This window comes from Nocardioides daphniae, from assembly GCF_004777465.1.
GTDB lineage: Bacteria > Actinomycetota > Actinomycetes > Propionibacteriales > Nocardioidaceae > Nocardioides > Nocardioides daphniae.
Genome location: NZ_CP038462.1, coordinates 2,369,484 through 2,389,129, shown reverse-complemented (window position 1 = coordinate 2,389,129; position 19,646 = coordinate 2,369,484). Strand labels below are relative to the sequence as shown.

General features: G+C 72.0%; 15 protein-coding genes and 2 pseudogenes. 9 read left to right on the top strand and 8 right to left on the bottom strand.

Features of this window, described 5'->3' with window-relative positions:
* The first annotated feature begins 51 nt into the window (after positions 1-51).
* From E2C04_RS19930 to holA, 3 genes are read left to right on the top strand one after another with little or no spacing between them, the layout of a single operon-like run.
* Complete coding sequence (locus E2C04_RS19930) at positions 52-1,071, top strand: ComEA family DNA-binding protein (protein ID WP_135832712.1); 1,020 nt, start codon at positions 52-54, stop codon at positions 1,069-1,071.
* Between the two features lie 4 nt (positions 1,072-1,075).
* Entirely contained in the window at positions 1,076-3,439 is a 2,364-nt protein-coding gene (locus E2C04_RS11680; RefSeq protein ID WP_135832711.1) for a ComEC/Rec2 family competence protein, read from the top strand.
* Positions 3,440-3,472: 33 nt separating this feature from the next.
* A complete protein-coding gene (holA, locus tag E2C04_RS11675) occupies positions 3,473-4,468 on the top strand; it encodes a DNA polymerase III subunit delta (RefSeq protein WP_135832710.1) in 996 nt (331 codons plus the stop codon).
* Positions 4,469-4,489: 21 nt separating this feature from the next.
* On the opposite strand, the gene E2C04_RS11670 is transcribed toward holA, so the two are convergent.
* The 4 genes from E2C04_RS11670 to E2C04_RS11655 form a co-directional block, all read right to left on the bottom strand.
* On the bottom strand, positions 4,490-5,419 hold the full coding sequence (locus E2C04_RS11670; protein WP_135832709.1) for a methyl-accepting chemotaxis protein: 930 nt from the start codon (positions 5,417-5,419) through the stop codon (positions 4,490-4,492).
* Positions 5,416-5,604 (bottom strand): hypothetical protein, encoded by a 189-nt coding sequence (locus E2C04_RS18765; RefSeq protein WP_202977777.1) that lies wholly within the window; start codon positions 5,602-5,604, stop codon positions 5,416-5,418. The genes E2C04_RS11670 and E2C04_RS18765 overlap by 4 nt, the downstream gene beginning before the upstream one ends.
* Before the next feature lie 517 nt (positions 5,605-6,121).
* Positions 6,122-6,382, bottom strand: a complete 261-nt coding sequence (gene rpsT / locus E2C04_RS11660) for a 30S ribosomal protein S20 (protein WP_135832708.1) — start codon at positions 6,380-6,382, stop codon at positions 6,122-6,124.
* Between the two features lie 135 nt (positions 6,383-6,517).
* Positions 6,518-7,207: a phosphotransferase gene (locus E2C04_RS11655; RefSeq protein WP_238694263.1), complete on the bottom strand. Its 690-nt coding sequence runs from the start codon at positions 7,205-7,207 to the stop codon at positions 6,518-6,520.
* 372 nt (positions 7,208-7,579) lie between these two features.
* Between E2C04_RS11655 and lepA the strand changes: the two are divergent.
* The 3 genes and pseudogenes from lepA (at position 7,580) to hemW (ending at position 12,837) form a co-directional block, all read left to right on the top strand.
* Positions 7,580-9,447: pseudogene (gene lepA, locus E2C04_RS11650) on the top strand (translation elongation factor 4).
* A gap of 236 nt (positions 9,448-9,683) precedes the next feature.
* Positions 9,684-11,507 carry an AMP-dependent synthetase/ligase gene (locus tag E2C04_RS11645; RefSeq protein ID WP_135832707.1) on the top strand — a complete coding sequence of 608 codons (1,824 nt, stop codon included), beginning with the start codon at positions 9,684-9,686 and terminating at the stop codon, positions 11,505-11,507.
* Between the two features lie 112 nt (positions 11,508-11,619).
* Positions 11,620-12,837, top strand: coding sequence for a radical SAM family heme chaperone HemW (gene hemW, locus E2C04_RS11640; RefSeq protein ID WP_135832706.1), 1,218 nt, complete (start codon positions 11,620-11,622; stop codon positions 12,835-12,837).
* A gap of 18 nt (positions 12,838-12,855) precedes the next feature.
* Here hemW and E2C04_RS11635 read toward each other — a convergent pair whose 3' ends face one another.
* The 3 genes from E2C04_RS11635 to E2C04_RS11625 form a co-directional block, all read right to left on the bottom strand.
* Positions 12,856-13,527 (bottom strand): DUF4870 domain-containing protein, encoded by a 672-nt coding sequence (locus E2C04_RS11635; RefSeq protein WP_135832705.1) that lies wholly within the window; start codon positions 13,525-13,527, stop codon positions 12,856-12,858.
* A gap of 25 nt (positions 13,528-13,552) precedes the next feature.
* Positions 13,553-14,407: a DUF3097 domain-containing protein gene (locus E2C04_RS11630; RefSeq protein ID WP_135832704.1), complete on the bottom strand. Its 855-nt coding sequence runs from the start codon at positions 14,405-14,407 to the stop codon at positions 13,553-13,555.
* Between the two features lie 97 nt (positions 14,408-14,504).
* Positions 14,505-15,368 carry an MBL fold metallo-hydrolase gene (locus E2C04_RS11625; RefSeq protein ID WP_135832703.1) on the bottom strand — a complete coding sequence of 288 codons (864 nt, stop codon included), beginning with the start codon at positions 15,366-15,368 and terminating at the stop codon, positions 14,505-14,507.
* A 135-nt stretch (positions 15,369-15,503) separates the two neighbouring features.
* On the opposite strand from E2C04_RS11625, the gene hrcA reads away from it, so the two are divergent.
* The 3 genes and pseudogenes from hrcA to E2C04_RS11610 all read left to right on the top strand — a co-directional run bounded on the left by hrcA (position 15,504) and on the right by E2C04_RS11610 (position 18,512).
* The gene (gene hrcA, locus E2C04_RS11620; protein ID WP_135832702.1) at positions 15,504-16,529 is read left to right on the top strand and encodes a heat-inducible transcriptional repressor HrcA; all 1,026 of its coding nucleotides are present in this window, start codon (positions 15,504-15,506) and stop codon (positions 16,527-16,529) included.
* Positions 16,530-16,577: 48 nt separating this feature from the next.
* Positions 16,578-17,761, top strand: a pseudogene (dnaJ, locus tag E2C04_RS11615) (molecular chaperone DnaJ).
* A 7-nt stretch (positions 17,762-17,768) separates the two neighbouring features.
* On the top strand, positions 17,769-18,512 hold the full coding sequence (locus E2C04_RS11610) for a 16S rRNA (uracil(1498)-N(3))-methyltransferase (RefSeq protein WP_135832701.1): 744 nt from the start codon (positions 17,769-17,771) through the stop codon (positions 18,510-18,512).
* Between the two features lie 115 nt (positions 18,513-18,627).
* On the opposite strand, the gene E2C04_RS11605 is transcribed toward E2C04_RS11610, so the two are convergent.
* Entirely contained in the window at positions 18,628-19,560 is a 933-nt protein-coding gene (locus E2C04_RS11605) for a Gmad2 immunoglobulin-like domain-containing protein (protein ID WP_135832700.1), read from the bottom strand.
* Positions 19,561-19,646: the final 86 nt, after the last annotated feature.

The window sequence follows — 19,646 nt, the reverse complement described above, 5'->3', positions numbered from 1 at the left end:
CCGGCGATCCCCGGCCGACGCGGTCGTCGGGATTTCCCTACGGTTCAGGGCATGCGCAACCGACGCCCCTCACCTGAGCACGAGCAGGCCGTCGCCCGCCGGCTGGCGGCGCTCAGCGGCCAGTGGGAGCAGGCGCGCGACGAGGTGACCCGGGCGGGGACCGTGGCGGTCCCGCCGTGGGCGGAGGGCATGGAGGACTGGTCCTGGGACGAGCACACGCAGGTCCGTGGCGCGGTGGTGGCGCCGGTCGTCGCCGAGCCGGCTCCCGTGGCGAACGCGGTGGGGGACGAGGCGGGGCGCGACGGGTTCGGGCCCGACGGGGTGGGCGACGGCGTACGAGCGCCCGGGCGGCACGCAGCGCGGCGACCGACGACCTCCGCGCTCGGCCGGGTCGCGGAGGCCGGCACCTCGGGGCTGGACCGGGTCGGGCTGCGACTGGCCCACCTGGTCTGGGTGGCGGTCTTCGCCGCCGTGGCGCTGGCGGGCACCTCCTGGTGGCTGGTGCGGGCGAAGGAGTCGGTGGTCGTCACGCCCGTGGCCTCGCAGACTGCGGCCCAGCCGTCCCCCCAGCCGTCCGCCGGGGCGACGCCCGCGACGACGGCTCCCGAGGGGGCCGCTGCGGCGACGGTCGGTGGTGAGTCGTCCACCGAGGTGGTGGTCGACGTGGCCGGCAAGGTCCGCCGCCCCGGCATCGTCGTGCTGCCCCAGGGGTCGCGGGTCGTCGACGCCGTCGAGGCGGCCGGCGGAGCCAGGCGGGGCGTCAACCTGCAGAGCCTCAACCTGGCGCGGGTCCTGGTCGACGGCGAGCAGATCGTCGTGGGCGCCCCCGCCCCGGCCCCGGGGGCCCCGCCACCTGCCGGAGGCCCACAGGCCCCCGGCGGACTGGTGAACCTCAACCTCGCCACCCAGGCCGAGCTGGAGGCGTTGCCGGGCGTTGGTCCGGTGACTGCTGCCGCCATCGTCGACTGGCGCACCACCCACGGCGGTTTCTCCTCGGTGGAGGACCTGCTCGAGGTGCACGGCATCGGCGAGGTGACCATGGAACGGCTCTCACCCCTCGTCACGGTCTGACCCGGTGGCGCTCCCGGCCCCGGCCGACCTGCGCCTGCCGTGGCTGGCGGCCGTGGCCTGGGGGGCGGCCCTGTGGGGAGCGCTCAGGCCGCCCGGTGGAGGCCTGCTCCTGGTGGGTGCCGCCTCGGTGGTGGTGGCGCTCGTCGCCCTGACCGTGGCCGCCCGGCGGCGTGCGTCCGACCTGTCCCTCACCTCGCCGGCCGTGACGGCGACCGCGACCCTGCTCGTCCTCGTCGCCATGGTGACGTCGGCGTCGCTGCGTACGGGTGGGGCCGGGAGCGGCGCGGTGGCCGAGGTCGCCGCCCGCTCGAGCCCCGCGACGGTCGTCGGCAGCGTGGTCAGCGACCCACGGCCGGTGGCGTCCTCCGGGTTCGCGAGCGCGGGGGAGCGGACGGTCGTGGTGCGGGTCCTCGTGCACCGGATCACTGCGGCGCGCGGTGAGTGGGACGTACGCAGCACGGTCGTCGTGCTCGGGGAGGGGGCGTGGGAGGACGTACGCCTGGGGGCGACGGTGCGGTTCCGGGGCGTACTCGCCACGGCCGACGGTGACGCGGCTGCCCTGGTCCGCCCGCGTGGGGAGCCGACGGTCGTCGGCGAGCCCGACGTCTGGTGGCGTGCGGCCGAGGTGGTCCGGGCAGGGGTGCGCGACGCCGTCGCGCCGCGGCCACGCGACCAGCGGGCGCTGGTGCCCTCGCTGGTGGTCGGTGACGACTCCGAGCTCGACCCCGAGCTCGCGGACGACTTCCGGACCACGGGCCTGACGCACCTGCTGGCGGTCAGCGGCACCAACCTGACGCTGGTCCTCGGCTTCGTCGTCCTGCTCGGGCGCTGGTGCGGCGTCCGTGGTCGTGGTCGGCTGCTCCTGGGCGCGCTGACGATCGTGGCCTTCGTGCTCGTGGCGCGCAGCGAGCCCAGCGTGGTCCGGGCGGCGGCGATGGGGGCGGTCGCCCTGCTGGCGCTGGCCCACGACGGCCGTCGACGCGGCATCCGTACGCTCGCGGTCGCCGTGCTCGCGCTGCTCGCCTGGGAGCCGCGCATGGCGGTCGCGGCGGGGTTCGCGCTCTCGGTCCTGGCCACCGCAGGGATCCTGCTCGTGGCGCCCGTCTGGCGTGACGCGCTCGCGCGGTGGGTGCCTCGGTGGGCGGCCGAGGCGATCGCCGTGCCGGCCGCGGCCCAGCTCGCCTGCACGCCGGTGGTCGCAGCGCTCTCGGGCGAGGTGAGCCTGGTCGCCGTCGTCGCGAACCTGCTGGTGGCGCCTGCCGTCGCGCCGGCGACGGTGCTGGGCCTGGCCGGTGGCCTCCTGGCCATCGCCGTGGTGCCCGTGGGCCAGCTCGTCGCCATGCCGGCCGCCTGGTCGGTGGGGTGGATCGTCGTGGTGGCGCGGTGGGGAGCCGGGCTCCCGGTCCCGTCGATCGGGTGGGGCACGGGTGGGTGGCCGCTCGTGCTCCTGACGGCGCTGTGCGTGGTGGCGGCGCTGACGGCCCACCGGCTGCTGCGCCGTGCCCGTTGGAGCCTCGCCGCCGCAGGGTTGGGCCTGCTCGCCGTCCTGGTGCCGGTGCCCACTCCCGGGTGGCCGCCGCACGGCTGGGTGGTCGCGGCCTGCGACGTGGGTCAGGGCGACGCCGTGGTCCTCAACGCCGGTCCCGGGGCGGGGGTGGTGGTCGACGCCGGTCCGGACGCGCGCCTGGTCGACCGCTGCCTCGACCGGTTGGGCATCGAGCACGTGCCGCTCCTGGTGCTGACCCACTTCCACGCCGACCACGTCGACGGGCTCGACGGGGTGCTGGACGGTCGCACGGTGGGGGAGGTCGAGGTGTCGCCGGTCTCCGACCCTGCCGAGTCGGCCGCGGCCGTGACCGCGACTTTGGCCGAGCGTGGCCTGTCGCCGGTGGTGAGTGCCTACGGCGTGCCGCGGCAGGTGGGCGACGTCGTGGTCAACCGGGTGTGGCCGGAGCCGTCGGCCACGCCCCAGGCCCTGGCGGCCGCCGGGCCCAACGACGCCAGCGTGGTGCTGGTGGCGACCGTGCGCGGGGTCGACGTCCTGCTCACCGGCGACGTCGAGCCGGAGGCGCAGCGCGGCCTCGGTCGTACGCTCGGAGCCCTGGAGGTCGACGTCCTCAAGGTGCCCCACCACGGAAGTCGGCACCAGTCCGTGGAGTGGCTGACCGCCACCGGGGCCAGCGTCGCGCTCGTCTCGGCCGGGCGCGACAACACCTACGGACACCCGGCGCCGGCGCTGCTGGACGTGCTGAGGGGCGCCGGGATGACTGTCCTGCGCACCGACCGGGACGGCGACTCGCTGGTCGTCGTGCGTGACGGGGGCCTGGCCACGACGGCGCTCCCCGCCGTGGGGACGCCGTCGCCCTGAGCTGTCGGCGGGGTGTGGCAGGCTTGCCGCACCATGGCTCAGGCACCCAGCGCATCGCAGGTCCTCGGTCGCGTCACGCTCGTGACCGGCAAGGAGGAGTTCCTCAACGAACGCACGGTCTCGTCGGTGCGCCAGGCCGTGCGCGCCCACGACGCCGACGGCGAGTTCTCCGAGGCCCTGGCCTCCGAGCTCACCGCCTCCTCGCTCGAGGAGATGTCGGCCCCGTCGCTCTTCTCCTCGACCCGGTGTGCGGTCGTACGCAGCCTCGAGGACCTGCCCGAGGAGCTGCACGACCGGGTGCTCGACTATGCCAAGGCCCCCGTGGAGGACGTCGCGCTGGTGCTGATGCACGGGGGAGGGTCCAAGGGCAGCGGCCTGCTGACCAAGCTGCGCAAGCTGGCCTCGGTGACCGAGGTGAAGGCGGCCGAGGTCAAGTACGCCTCGGGCTTCCAGGAGTTCGCCAAGGGCGAGTTCGCCCACTGGGGTGCGCGGATCGCGCCGGAGGCAGCGGAGTTCCTGGTGGTCGCCGTCGGGCAGGACCTGCGAGCCCTCGCCGCGGCGGCGCACCAGCTGACCAGCGACTTCCCCGGCGAGCAGATCACCCTCGATGTGGTGAAGCGCTACTTCGGCGGGCGCGCGGAGGCCAAGTCGTTCGCCGTGGCCGACGCCGTGATGGCCGGTCACACCGCCCAGGCGCTGGAGGAGCTGCGCTGGGCCCTCGACGGGGGGACGGCCGGCGTGCTGGTCACCTCGGCCGTGGCGGGGTCGGTGCGCAGCGTCGCCAAGTTCCTCGGCAGCACCACCCGCGGGGGTCGCGACGCCGACCTGGCCCGCGACCTCGGCGTGCCGCCGTGGAAGGTCAAGAGCATCCGCTCCCAGGCACGTGGGTGGGACGAGGAGGGCATCGCCGAGGCACTGCGGGCGGTCGCCCGGGCCGATGCCGACATCAAGGGCGCTGCCCACGACGCCAACTACACGCTCGAGCGGCTCGTCCTGACGATCGCCGGGCTGCGCCGCTCGCACCGCTGAGGGACGCGCCCGGCTCCGTCCTCAGGACCGCAGACGCTCCAGGAAGCTGCGGACGTGGCTGTCGAGGTACGACGAGGTCGCCCGCAGGCTGTCGTCGGTCGCGCCGGCGATGCGGTCGTCCAGGGCGTCGACCCGCGTGCGTACGCCGTCGATCGAGGCCACGATCGCGTCCAGGGCCGTCGACACCGCGTCGATCGCGCTGCGTGCCTCGCTGAGCTGCTCCTCGACGCGCTTGGACGCCGCACCGGTCTCCTCGGCGAGACGCTTCACCTCGTCGGCGACGACGGAGAAGCCCTTGCCGGCCGCACCGGCGCGCGCCGCCTCGATCGAGGCGTTGAGCGCGAGCAGCTTGGTCTGGCCCGAGACGTTGGCGATCAGGCCGACGACCTGGCTGATCACCTCGGACGACTCGGCCAGGTGGGCCACCGAGTCGCCCGCGCTGACCGCGTCCTGCTGCAGGTCGGTGACGTCCTGGAGCATCGCGGCGGCGGTCTGGGTCATGTCCGACGCGGCGGCGTCGACCCGCTGGGAGCTGGTCAGGATCTCGCGCTCGAACTCGAGCACGGCCCCCTGGCGCTGCTCGGCGAAGGCGGCGATGGCGCGGTCGCTCTCCGCCATCGTGCGACGTGCGTCGTTGATCGTCGTGGCGTGGCCGCGGAAGGTCCCCGGCAGGCCGCGCAGCAGCAGCTGGCGCTCGTGGCGCCCGGCAGTGGCGGCGAGCAGCGAGGCGCTGGCCTCCCGCACGAAGCCGTCGGTGACGTCGATCATCCGGTTGACGTCACGGCGTACGTGCTCGGTGTCCAGACCCTCGACGGCCGGGAGCGGCTGGACCCGTTCCTCCAGGTCGCCGCGGCTCGTGGCCGCAGCCACCCGCGCCAGCTCCCTCACCACGTCCCTCAGCGCGGCGTTCTCCTGCTGCAGCGCGAGCTGCGTCTGGCGTCGTCGAGTCATGCCGCTGCCTCCAGGCTCCACACCCACGCGTCGTAGTCCATGTCCTGCTCCGCGAGCTGCCCGACGAGCCACTCCAACGACTCCTGAGCGGCCGGCCGGGCCGGCTTGCCGGCCTCCAACGCGCGCATCTGCGCGTAGACCCGCTCGACGGCGGGCAGGGCGCTGCGGCGCGGGGCCCGACGCATCGAGTGGTAGCCGGTGATCGCGCCCGTGCCGTCGAAGGTCGGGGTGACGTGCGCGAAGACCCAGTACGCGACGCCGTCGTGGCCGAGGTTTTCACGTAGGCGAAGATCTCCTTGCCGGCCTGGACCCGCTCCCAGAGCAGTGCGAAGACGCCGCCGGGCATCTCGGGGTGCCGGATCAGGTTGTGCGGCTGCCCGATGGCCTCGTCCTCGGTCAACGCACTGAAGTGCAGGAAGACGTCGTTGGCGTAGGTCAGCCGTCCCTGGAGATCGGTCTTGGTCACGATCAGCTCCTCCTGGTGGAGGTGCCGCTCTGCGCCCGTGGGCGAGGTCGACGGAGTCATGTTTCCTTCCGGATGGACGAGGATGCCCCCGATTGACCGTCGGCCGGAGGCGCCTCGACCTGAGCAACCGTGACCCGGATCACTCCCGCTGGAGCCATGCCGGAACGAGTGGCAGAAATGGCAGGAGGCGCCGCACCCCGGCGGGGTGCGGCGCCTCCTGCGTCAGCGGGTCCGGCTCAGAGAGCGGCGGACTGCTTGGAGATCGAGGACTTGCGGTTCGCAGCCTGGTTGGGGTGGATGACACCCTTCGAGACGGCCTTGTCGAGCTTGCGGTTGGCCTCGCGGCCAGCAGCGATCGCGGCCTCCTTGTCGCCAGCGGCGACGGCCTCGCGGAACTTGCGGACCGCGGTCTTCAGGCCCGACTTGACGGCCTTGTTGCGCTCGCGCGCCTTCTCGTTCTGCTTGTTGCGCTTGATCTGCGACTTGATGTTCGCCATGAGGAGCTCCTGCTTCTGGAAGGATGCCTGCCTGCCCGGAGCCCCCCGGGAAGGGCCTGACGATGGGGCGGACGGGCGTTGCCAGCAGGGTTTGCCCTCGTCCGGCCCGGGGCCGATCATGGACAACGCCGGTTGTCACCACCTGCGGCGTTCCGCCAGCCAGAGCCAGCAGACCGTTCCCGTCCAGTACTGGTGGTCACGCACGTGCGGTGAGTTCGGTGGAACCGAGCCACACCCTGCCCGGAGAAAATAACCCGCCATCAGCGCCAGGAGCGAATCGACGGCCTCGGCCGGTGCCTCGCGCAGCAGCGGACGGCTCTCGATGACCTGGTCGACGTCGACCCCGTCACCGTAGGCGCCCACCAGCAGCATCATCGAGTCCAGCCAGGCGGGACCGGTGGCCGGCCAGTTCCAGTCGCAGAACCAGGCGTTGCCGCCCTCGTCGACCAACGCGTTGTCGGCACGCAGGTCGCCGTGCACGAGCGTCTCGCCGAGCAGCAGCGTCGTGGCGCGTCGAGCCAGGTCGACCGCCTCGTCGAGACGCTCGGGGTGAGTCGGCGGGGTCAGGCCCGTCCACGCCTGCGCCCACGAGGCGGTCTCGTCGGTGAAGGTGGGCAGCTCCATGCCGCTCGGCGCCGGGCTGCCGGTCTCGGCGACCCGGGCCAGGGCGTCCAGGCAGGCGTCGAGGTCACCACGGGTCCACGGGCGGGCGACGGGGGCCGCGTCGACGTGCTCGGTGGAGAAGACGATCCACTCCGGGGCCTCCAGCACCCACCGCAGCGCCGGGGCGGGCACGGTCGGCGGCAGGGTGCGCAGGTGCCGCACCTCCTCGCGTACGACGCGGCGTAGGCGCGCTGCGCCCGGTGTGAAGCGGCCTTCACGAAGTGCCGCGAGCCGTCGGCGCAGGTGAGCACGGTCGCCATCCCGGGGGTGAAGCCCGCCTCGACGGACTCCGCGCCCAGCACCGGGGCGCCGCAGCGGACCTCGACCTCGGCACGCAGCCACGGTGGGGGTGGGCCCACTCGAGGCGCCGTGCGCTGTCCAGCGGCGGGACCGGGTACGGGGGGAGGGGGAGCACCTGCCCATCCTGCCGGACCACCTCGCGCCGGCAGCGGCGACGCGCAGCGGGGGTTCGGCTCTGGCCGGTCGGCGTGGGAGAATGGCGCGATCCCGTCCGTGCCTGTGAGAAAGCAGCAGATGAGCCCGAACCCCGCGCCGATGCCCGGCTCGACCCCGTCGTCGATCATCCGCAACTTCTGCATCATCGCCCACATCGACCACGGCAAGTCGACGCTGGCCGACCGCATGCTGCAGCTCACCGGCGTCGTGGGGGAGCGCGAGGCCCGCGCCCAGTACCTCGACCGCATGGACATCGAGCGCGAGCGCGGCATCACGATCAAGTCGCAGGCCGTGCGGATGCCGTGGACGGTCAAGGACGGCAACGAGCAGGAGGCCGAGCCCGGCACCTACGTGCTCAACATGATCGACACCCCCGGGCACGTCGACTTCACCTACGAGGTCTCCCGGTCCCTCGAGGCGTGCGAGGCAGCGATCCTGCTGGTCGACGCCGCTCAGGGCATCGAGGCCCAGACGCTGGCCAATCTCTACCTGGCGATGAACGCCGACCTGCACATCATCCCGGTGCTCAACAAGATCGACCTGCCGAGCGCCAACCCGGAGAAGTACGCCGCCGAGCTCGCCGGCCTGGTCGGCTGCGAGCCCGAGGAGGTGCTGCGCGTCTCCGCCAAGAGCGGCGTGGGCGTGGAGGAGCTGCTCAACGAGATCGTCAAGCAGACTCCCGCTCCGGTCGGCGACGCCGACGCTTCCGCCCGGGCCCTGATCTTCGACTCCGTGTACGACACCTACCGCGGCGTCATCACGTACGTCCGGGTCGTCGACGGCGAGCTCACCCACCGCGACCGCATCAAGATGATGTCGACCGGTGCGACCCACGAGCTCCTCGAGCTCGGGTGATCAGCCCCGAGCAGGTGAAGGCGAACAAGATCGGCGTCGGTGAGGTGGGCTACCTCATCACCGGTGTGAAGGACGTCCGCCAGTCGCGCGTCGGTGACACGATCACGACCCAGCACAGCGGTGCGACCGAGTCGTTGGGCGGCTACAAGCACCCCAACCCGATGGTCTACGCCGGGCTGTACCCGATCGACGGCGACCAGTTCGGCGACCTGCGCGAGGCGCTCGAGAAGCTCCAGCTCAACGACGCGGCCCTGACCTACGAGCCGGAGACCTCCGGCGCGCTGGGCTTCGGCTTCCGCTGCGGCTTCCTCGGCCTGCTCCACATGGAGATCACCCGCGACCGCCTCGAGCGCGAGTTCAACCTCGACCTCATCTCGACGGCCCCCAACGTGGTCTACGAGGTCATCATGGAGGACGGCTCCCAGCTCGAGGTGACCAACCCGAGCGAGTTCCCCGAGGGCAAGATCCACGAGATCCTCGAGCCGGTCGTGCGCGCGACGATCCTGTCGCCGTCCGACTACATCGGCACAATCATGGAGCTGTGCCAGCAGAAGCGAGGCACGCTGCTCGGCATGGACTACCTCTCCGAGGACCGCGTGGAGATGCGCTACACCCTGCCGATGGGTGAGATCGTCTTCGACTTCTTCGACCAGCTGAAGTCGCGCACCAAGGGCTACGCCTCGCTCGACTACGAGCGCAAGGGCGACCAGGCCGCCGACCTGGTCAAGGTCGACATCCTGCTCCAGGGCGAGCCGGTCGACGCGTTCAGTGCGATCGTGCACCGCGACTCGGCCTACTCCTACGGCGTGATGATGGTGGCCAAGCTCAAGGAGCTCATCCCGCGCCAGCAGTTCGAGGTGCCGATCCAGGCCGCCATCGGTGCCCGGGTGATTGCCCGCGAGAACATCCGCGCCATCCGCAAGGACGTGCTCGCCAAGTGCTACGGCGGTGACATCAGCCGCAAGCGCAAGCTGCTCGAGAAGCAGAAGGAGGGCAAGAAGCGCATGAAAATGGTCGGTCGCGTGGAGGTGCCCCAGGAGGCCTTCGTCGCGGCGCTCGCCACCAGCGGCGGCGGCGAGACCAAGAAGTAGCGCCCACCTCGTACGCCCTCCCGGCGTCGTCGGAACCCCTCGGTCGTCCGAGGGGTTTCGCGCATTTCGGGGATTCTCGAGCCCGGTGGGCCGGTTGTGGCACCTATTTCGCACTCGAGGCGTGGAATGGCTACCGGTGAGTTGCAGAGTGATCTAGGTTACGTCCCACAAAGGTCAGCAAGTCCTTCACGGACGTCGGAGGGCGTCCGCACATGGCACCGATGCAGGGGAGACGCATGCCCATCACGTATGACACCAGTTTCGTGGACACGATGCTGCCGAACACGGCAGTCCAGTTCTGGGACCGGGTCGCCAAGTCAGCCGACCGGGAGGCGTTCCGCTACCCGACCAAGGCGGAGACCTGGGAGTCAGTCACCTGGGCGCAGGCTGGTGAGCTGGTCAGCAAGCTGTCCGGCGGCCTCCTCGCGCTGGGGCTGCAGCCCGAGATGCGGGTCGGCATCACCTCCGGCACCCGCTACGAGTGGCTCCTGGCCGACCTCGCGATCGGGTGCGCCGCCGGCGCCACCACCACGGTCTACCCGACGACCAACGAGGAGGACACCGCGTACATCCTCGCGGACTCCGAGTGCCGGGTCGTCTTCGCCGAGGACGACGAGCAGATCGCCAAGCTGCGCAACCGCAAGTCCGAGCTGCCCTACGTCGCGAAGGTCGTGACCTTCGACGGAACCGCCGACGGCGACTGGGTGATCAGCCTCGAGGAGCTCGCCGCCCTCGGCGAGGCCCACCTGGCGGCCAACCCGGGCCTGCTGGAGCAGAAGGCGGCCGAGATCCGCCCCGACCAGCTCGCGACGCTCGTCTACACCTCGGGCACCACGGGCCGCCCCAAGGGCGTGCGCCTGCGCCACTCCTCGTGGGTCTACGAGGGCACCGCCATCGCCTCGATGAACATCCTCAGCGAGGACGACCTGCAGTTCCTGTGGCTGCCGATGGCCCACGTCTTCGGCAAGGTGCTGATGTCGACGCAGATGGCGTGCGGCTTCGCCACCGCGATCGACGGTCGCGTGGACAAGATCGTCGACAACCTGGCCGTCGTGCAGCCCACCTTCATGGGTGCCGCCCCCCGCATCTTCGAGAAGGCCTACGGCCGCATCGTCACGATGCAGGAGGCCGAGGGTGGCCTCAAGGAGAAGATCTTCAACAAGGCCTTCGAGGTCGGTCGCGAGTACGAGCGCCGCAAGGCCGCCGGCGAGAAGATCCCCGCCGGTCTCAACTTCCAGCACAACCTCTTCGACAAGCTCGTCTACTCGAAGATCCGCGCCCGCTTCGGCGGCCGCGTGCGCTTCTTCATCTCCGGCGCCGCCGCCCTCAACAGCGACATCGCCCAGTTCTTCAACGTCGCAGGCATCCAGATCCTCGAGGGCTACGGCCTCACCGAGGTCTCGGCCGGTGCCTTCGTCAACCACCCCGACCACAACAAGTTCGGCACCGTCGGCCTGCCCTTCCCGGGCACCCAGGTCAAGCTGGGCGACGGCGACGAGGTCCTGATCAAGGGCCCCGGCGTCATGGAGGGCTACCACAACCTCCCCGAGGAGACGAGCAAGGCGCTGGACGCCGACGGCTGGTTCCACACCGGCGACAAGGGCTCGCTCGACGAGGACGGCCTGCTCACCATCACCGGCCGCATCAAGGAGCTCTTCAAGACCTCCGGCGGCAAGTACGTCGCCCCGCCGGCGATCGAGGCCAAGTTCAAGGCGGTCTGCCCCTACGCCAGCCAGTTCATGGTCTTCGGTGAGGGCCGTCAGTACTGCGTCGCCCTCGTCACCCTCGACCCCGACGCGATCCAGCCGTGGGCCGAGGAGAACGGCCTCTCGGGCAAGTCGTACACCGAGATCGTCAACAGCCCCCAGGCGCAGGAGATGGTCGAGGGCTACGTCAAGGAGACCAACGCCCAGCTCAACCGCTGGGAGACCATCAAGAAGTGGCGCCTGCTCGACCACGACCTGACCATCGAGTCCGGCGAGCTGACCCCCTCGATGAAGGTCAAGCGCAACGTCGTCCAGGCGAACTACCAGGACCTGCTCGACTCGATGTACGACTGACAGGTTCGTCCGGACAGGACAGCCGAAGGGCGTCGACGCGACTGCGTCGGCGCCCTTCGTCGTCCGTGCAGCGGTTTTCCTCCCGACCGAGGCCCTGTGGTGGGATGGGGCCGTGCCTTCCGCCCTCCCCGACGGTGAACCGGCCCCCGAGGACGGGGCACTTCCACCGACCGCTCTGCACGGGGCCGATGAGCGCGAGCTCGGCTTCTACCTGCACGTGCCGTTCTGCCGGGTGCGGTGCGGCTACTGCGACTTCAACACCTACACCGCGCCCGAGCTGGGCGACGTCGCCGGGGCCTCGATCGCCTCGTACGCGGCCGCTGCCGCCACCGAGGTCCGACTGGCCCGGCGCGTGCTGGCCGAGGACACCCGCCGGGTCTCGACCGTCTTCTTCGGCGGCGGGACGCCCACGATGCTGCCGGCCGAGGACCTGGTCTCGATGCTGCGCGCGGTCTCCGACGAGTTCGGCCTGGTCGACGGCGCGGAGGTCACGACCGAGGCCAACCCCGACTCGGTCACCCCCGAAAGCCTGGCCGTGCTGCGCGAGGGCGGGTTCACCCGCCTCTCCTTCGGCATGCAGTCAGCCGTGCCGCACGTGCTGGAGACCCTCGACCGCACCCATGACCCGCTCCGGGTGCCGCGTGCCGTCGAGTGGGCCCGTGCCGCCGGCTTCGAGGAGGTCAGCCTCGACCTGATCTACGGGACTCCCGGCGAGAGCCTCGCCGACTGGCAGACCTCGCTCGAGGCGGCGCTGGCCTGTGCCCCCGACCACGTCTCCGCCTACTCCCTGATCGTCGAGCAGGGCACGGCGCTGGCACGCCGCGTACGCCGTGGCGAGCTGCCGATGCCGGACGAGGACGACCTGGCGGACAAGTACGACGTCGCCGACCGCGCGCTCCGGGCGGCCGGCCTGGAGTGGTACGAGGTCTCCAACTGGGCCAGGCGTCCGGAGAGCCGGTGCCAGCACAACCTGCTCTACTGGCGCGGGGCTGACTGGTGGGGCGTCGGGCCCGGGGCCCACTCCCACGTCGGAGGCGTGCGCTTCTGGAACGTGAAGCACCCGGCGGCCTACGGTCGGCGCCTGGCCGAGGGCCTCAGTCCGGCTCAGGGCCGCGAGGTGCTGACCGCCGCAGAGGCACACACCGAGCGCGTGCTGCTCGAGCTCCGGCTGCGCGAGGGCCTGCCGCTCGACGCGCTCGACGCGGACGAGCGTGCTGCCGTCCCCGGCCAGGTGGCTCAGGGCCTGCTCGTCGAGACCGGCGACCGCATCGTGCTGACCGACCGTGGTCGGCTGCTCGCCGACGGCGTCGTCCGCGACCTGCTGACCTGAGCGGGGCCTAAGCCGGCGTCACGTGACGAAGCGGAAGATCGCTGCGTAGCGGTGGTCCTCGCCGTTGTTGACCTTGACCGCAGCCAGGACGACGGCGACCAGCCACCACACCGCCAGCGGCAGGAAGAGCAGGAGTCCGACGCCGAGCGTGACCAGGGCGAGCACCAGGACGATGGCGCCGTAGATCAGCATCGAGATCTGGAAGTTCAGCGACTCGACCGCCTGACGACGGACGACCGGCGACTCCTTGCCCTTGAGCATGAGGACCGCGAGCGGCACCAGCCAGGCCAGCGAGCCGGAGGTGAAGATGCCTGCGATCAGCGCGCCCCAGTGGGAGGCGGAGGCGAGGAAGCGCTCCTGGGTCGGGTTCATCGGACCCGACAGGGCTGCCCCGAACTGGGGCGCCTGGGGCTGGCCGTAGGAGGGCTGGCCGTACTGCGGCTGCCCGTACTGGGGCTGCCCGTACTGGGGCTGCCCGTACGGCGGCTGGCCCTGCGGAGGCTGGCCGTACTGCGGCTGTCCCGGATGTCCCTGGGGCGGGTACGGGGGCTCGCCCTGCGGGCCACCGTGGGGAGGCTGGCCGTACGGAGGCTGACCGTACTGGGGCTGGCCCGGGGGCGTGGCAGGGGGCTGCGTGCCCGACGGCTGCGTCGGATCGGGCCCCTCGGTCGGCTGCTCGGGGTTGCTCATGACTCCTCCTGGAGCTCGGGGCCCGTCACTCGGCAGTGACGAAGTCGATCAACTCCTCCACCCTACCGAGCAGGGCGGGGTCGAGATCCTGGAAGCCACGCACGCCGCCGAGGATGTGCTTCCACGCCCTGGCGATGTCCGCCTGGTCGCGGTGCGGCCACCCCAGCTGCTGGCAGGTGCCCTTCTTCCAGTCGATGTGGCGGGGCACGGACGGCCACTTCTCGAAGCCCAGGCGCTCTGGCTTGACCGCCTGCCAGACGTCGATGAAGGGGTGGCCCACGATCAGCACGTGCTTGCCCACCTCGGAGCGCATGATCGCCTGCGCGATCCGGCTCTCCTTGGACCCGGGCACGAGGTGGTCGACCAGCACCCCGACGCGCCGACCGGGGCCGGGCCGGAACTCCTTGAGGTGGTCGGCCAGGTCGTCGACACCGCCGAGGAACTCGACGACGACGCCCTCGATGCGCAGGTCGTCACCCCAGACCTTCTCCACCAGCTCGGCGTCGTGGCGACCCTCGACGAAGATCCGGCTCTGCCGCGCCACGCGGGCCTTCGCGTCGTGCACGGCCACCGAGCCCGAGGCGGTACGGGTCGCCTTCTTCGGAGCAGCCACCTGCACCGGCGGCGTCAGAATGACCGGCTTGCCCTCGACCAGGTAGCCCGGTCCCATGGGGAAGGTCCGCCGCTTGTAGCGACGGTCCTCGAGGGTGACGGTGCGCAGGTCGCGGTCGATGCCGACCACCTCGCCGCACCACTCGGTCGTCACCTCCTCGACGACCATGCCCATCTGCACGGGTGTCTCGGTGGCGCGGCCGCGCACGGGGGCGCGCCAGTCGCCGGAGAGGACGTCGGAGCCGTAACGATCGGTGGGGGAAGGCACGGGTCCAACGCTAGGCGCGAGCGCCGACAGCCGTCGGCAGCGTCGGCGGCGTGCCGCCGATCCGCCGTTGATCCGCCGTTGATCCGCCGGCGGCGCCTCAGATCAGCGGCAGGCGCTTCTGGCTCCGGGGGAGGTGCTCGTAGCCCCGGGCCACGGCGTGGACGAGTCCCTCGGGCAGGTAGGGCCACTGGGCTGCGGCGAGGGCGTCGGACTGGCGTACGCCACGAGCCGCGAGGTCGCGGATCGTCTCGGCGACGATGCCCACCGCCGCGCGCTGGTCCTGCACGAACTCCCGGTCGACCGGCGCCCCGTGCCCGGGCACCACGACGGCGGAGGGACGCAGCATCCCCAGCACCGTGTCGAGGGCCAGCGGCCACTCCAGCGGCCAGGAGTCCTCCCCGTAGCACGGGGCGCCGGACTGCTCCACCAGGTCGCCGGCGACGAGCACGTCGGCGTCGGCCACGTTGACGACGACGTCGCCCCCGGTGTGGCCGCGCCCGGGGTGGACCAGCTCGACCAGGCGTCCGCCCAGGTCGAGGACCCGCACCGAGGCGAAGGTGTGGTCCGGTGCGTGCAGCTCGGTCGCGGCGACCTCCTCGTGGTACCCCTCGCTCTCGGGGTGGCCGGCCACCGCCCGGGTCGTCCGCGCCTCGGCCGCGAACGCGGTGAACTCCGCCAGGGCGGTCTCGTGGGCGTGCACCGGCACAGGTCCGAGCGCGGCCAGCACCGCGCCGTTGCCGAAGGTGTGGTCGAAGTGCCAGTGGGTGTTGACGACGCCCAGGAGGGGGCCGGCACCCAGGCCTCGTACGCCGGCGGCCACGTCCTCACCCGCGCTGCGCGAGCCGTGCGTGTCGACGAGCAGGAGGCCGTCGTCACCCCCGATGGCGGTGACGTTGGCGTCGAGCCACGGGCGGCGCGAGACCCACACGCGGTCGGCGACCTCGACGAAGGGGGAGTCCATGCGCGGAGCCTAGCCGCGCGCGCTCGGCATCGGTGGGGACCGGCGGGTAGGCTTGGCACTCGTCCGACGTGAGTGCCAGACCGCCTCGTCGGACGTGAGGACCCACCGCGTCGACGAGGAACAGGAGCAGCCGGCATGTCCCAGGAACGCAAGCTCGCCGTCCTGCGAGCCATCGTCGAGGACTACGTGGCCACCGAGGAGCCCGTCGGCTCCAAGGCCCTGGTCGAGCGGCACGGGCTCGGGGTCTCGCCGGCGACCGTGCGCAACGACATGGCGGCGCTGGAGGACGAGGGCTACATCCACCAGCCCCACACCAGCGCCGGACGCGTGCCCACGGACAAGGGCTACCGCCTCTTCGTCGACCGGCTCGCCACCCTCAAGCCGATGAGCGCCGCCGAGAAGCGGGCCATCGCCACCTTCCTCGACGGCGCGGTCGACCTCGACGACGTCGTCCAGCGCTCGGTGCGCACCCTGTCGCAGCTGACCCAGCAGGTCGCCGTCGTGCAGTACCCGACGCTGTCGCGGAGCACCGTGCGCCACGTCGAGTTCGTGGCGCTGTCGACGACCCGGCTGCTGGTCGTGCTGATCCTCTCCAACGGCCGGGTGGAGCAGCGCATCGTCGAGACCGGCGAGAGCCTGCTCGACGACGACCGCCTCGCGGAGCTGCGTACCCGGGTCAACCGCGTCGCCGCCGGGCAGCGCATCGCCGACGCCTGCACCGCGCTGGGCGAGCTGCCCGGGCAGGTGCCGGCCGCCGACGGCGCCCTCATCACCGCCGTCACCGAGGTGCTGGTCGAGGCGATGTCCGACCACCGTCGCGGGGAGCGGGTCGCCGTCTCGGGTGCCGCGCACCTGGCCCGCCACGGCGACCAGTTCGAGACCTCCGTGCGCCCGCTGCTCGAGGCGATGGAGGAGCACGTCGTCCTGCTCAAGCTGCTCGGCGAGGCCAGCGCCGACGGAGAGCTGACCGTGCGGATCGGCACCGAGGGACCCTTCAGCCAGTTCGCCGCGACGAGCGTGGTCTCGTCCGGCTACGGCCCCGGCAACGACGCCCTGGCCACCCTCGGCGTCGTCGGCCCCACCCGGATGGACTACCCGAGCACCATGGCGAGCGTGCGGGCCGTGGCCCGCTACGTCTCGCGCATCCTCGACGAGGCCTGACGCCCGTCCAACGACCCACCCATCGATCAACCAGTACGAGGAACGACGTTGAGCCAGGACCTGTACGAACTTCTCGGTGTCTCCCGCGACGCTGACGCGGACCAGATCAAGAAGGCGTATCGCAAGCTCGCCCGCCAGCTGCACCCGGACGTCAACCCCGACCCCGAGGCCCAGGAGAAGTTCAAGCACGTCTCCTCGGCGTACGAGGTCCTGTCCGACCCGCAGAAGCGCGCGCACTACGACCGTGGCGGCGACCCGTTCAGCCAGGGTGGGGGCTTCGGCCAGGGGGCCGGCTTCTCGTTCACCGACATCATGGACGCCTTCTTCGGCGGAGCGGCGCCCGGTGGTGCCGGTGGTGGGCGTGGCCCGCGTCCGCGCACCCGCCGCGGACAGGACGCGCTCATCGCGCTCGAGATCGAGCTGGCCGAGGCCGCCTTCGGCGTCACCCGTGAGATCAAGGTCGACACCGCCGTCACCTGCAGCCTGTGCCACGGCGCCGGCACCGCCGAGGGCACCGAGCCCGTCACCTGCGGCACCTGCCACGGTGCCGGCGAGGTCGCGCAGGTCCAGCGCTCCTTCCTCGGCGAGATCCGTACGCTGCGTCCCTGCGCCGCCTGCCGCGGCTACGGATCGATCATCCCGGACCCCTGCCGTGAGTGCTCCGGCGACGGCCGGGTCCGCTCGCGCCGCACCCTGAACGTCAAGATCCCCGGCGGCGTCGACGACGGCACCCGGGTCCAGCTCACCGAGCAGGGCGAGGTCGGCCCCGGTGGTGGCCCCGCCGGTGACCTCTACGTCGAGATCCGGGTCGCACAGCACCCCACCTTCGTCCGCAACGGCAACGACCTGCACTGCACGGTCTCCGTGCCGATGACCGCGGCCGCCCTCGGCACGACGCTCACCCTGCCCCTGCTCGAGGCCGACATCGACGGCTCCGACGACGGCGAGGAGAAGGCCGAGCGCGAGACCACCTACGACCTGGAGGTCCGTCCCGGGACCCAGTCGGGCACCGAGCAGGTGCTCCGCGGCAAGGGCGTCCCGGGCCTGCGTGGTGGCCGCGGCGACCTGATCGCCACCGTCGTCGTGGAGACGCCCACGAAGCTCGACGCGCGCCAGGAGGAGCTGCTCCGCGAGCTCGCCACCCTGCGCGGCGAGGAGGCGCCGAGGGCACCATGCGCTCCAGCCAGAAGTCGGTCTTCGGGCGTCTCCGCGACGCCTTCGGCAACCACTGAGCAGGCCATGACGCTCCCCGTGCACGTGGTCGACGACCTGGCAGGCGTGACGGTCGGCGCCACCGTCGCGGTCACCGGTGACGAGGCGCACCACGCCGTGGCGGTGCGGCGCCTCGCGGTCGGGGAGCGTGTCGTGCTGACCGACGGCTCCGGCCGGTCCGTCACCGGGCCTGTCTCCAGCACCGCCAAGCGTGCCTTCGACCTCGTCGTCGAGGAGCTCGACGACGCTCCTCGCCCCGAGCCGCGGGTCACCGTGGTCCAGGCGCTGCCCAAGGGCGACCGCGGGGAGCTCGCGGTCGAGGTGCTCACCGAGGTGGGCGTCGACGTGGTGGTCCCGTGGGCAGCCTCCCGCTCCGTCGCCGTGTGGCGTGGTGAGCGGGCCGCGAAGTCCCACGCCAAGTGGTCCTCCACCGCGCGCGAGGCGGCCAAGCAGGCGCGACGGGTCTGGCACCCGGAGGTGACTGCGCTGTCGAGCACGAGCGACGTCGTGGCCCGGATCGAGGCGGCCGACGTCGCGCTGGTGCTGCACGAGGACGCGATGTCGGCGTTGTCGGCCGTCGAGCTGCCGGAGCGGGGCGAGGTCCTCGTCGTCGTGGGTCCCGAGGGAGGCGTGGCCCCTGAGGAGCTGGAGGCCTTCGCCGCGGCGGGGGCCGTGACCGTACGCCTGGGGCGCGAGGTGCTGCGTACCTCCACCGCGGGCGTGGTCGCCGTCGGCGCCCTGCTCTCGCGGACCCGGCGCTGGAGCACCTGACCGCTGGGTGCCCGCCGGACGGGACGAGGCCCCGCCGACCGGCTGGTCGGCGGGGCCTCGTACGTCAGGGCCACGCAGTCAGCGTGGCGTCAGGGCGGCGGCAGGGCGGGGTCGGTCAGTTGACCACGAAGTCCTTGGAGTCCTCGGTCGGTCCACGGCCCTCACCCTCGGAGGGGTCGGAGGTCCGGGCGACGAACGTGTACTCGCCGGGCTCGAGCTGGGAGATGTTGATGGTGATGTCCCACGGGTAGAGGCGGTCCATCCAGCCGTCGGCGGTGGCGAAGCCCTCGAGGACGACGGTGTCGCCCTGACGGATCTCCCACGGCACGTTGGCCTCGTAGGAGCTCGCGACGCCCTCGACGACCAGCTCGTCGCCGGTGACGGCAGAGCCCTGCGCCGGGACGGTCACGTTGAGCATCGACATCGTGTTGATCCACTTGGCCCGCTTGACCGGCTCGGTCACGTCCACGCCGAAGAGGGTGGTCGGGAGCGGGTCGGACTCGGTGCCGTCGGTGGACTCCGGCTGCGGGCGGACGAACTTCACCGGGGCGTTGCTCTGCTCGACGCCCTGGAGGGTCATCACCATCTGCTGGATCGCCAGCCTGGCCTCGGCCTCGGGCATGCCGTCGGGGCGCTCGGTGAACGCGTCACCCTTGAGGGTGACCGTGATCAGGTTGCCGGTCACGGCGGCGCGCTTCACGGCGCCGCCGGGCCACAGGGTCCGGTAGTCGGGGTCGAGCGGCTCGCCGCCGTCGACCAGCCGGGCTGCCTCGGTGAGGGCCTGGCCCTCGACCTGCTGGAACTCGCGGAACAGGCGGACCTGGCCCCCGGCGTCGCCGGCGTAGTACAGCGGGACCGCCACGGTGATCGGCGCGGGCGCCTCGGACGAGTCGTCGGAGGGGGACGGGGTGGCGTCGGGGGTGGACTCGGTGGTCTCCCCGGAGGTGGTGGACTGCTCGGTGCCACAACCGGCCAGGGTCAGTGTCGCGACGGCCAGGGCAGCGGCGATCGCGCGCCGGCGGTGGCGCAGGCTGGACAAGGTGCTCATGTACCCAACGGTAATCACCACCCCCTGATTGCGTGGGCGTTCGGGTCAGGCCAGCCCTGTGATCCACGCATCATCGCCCGTCCTAG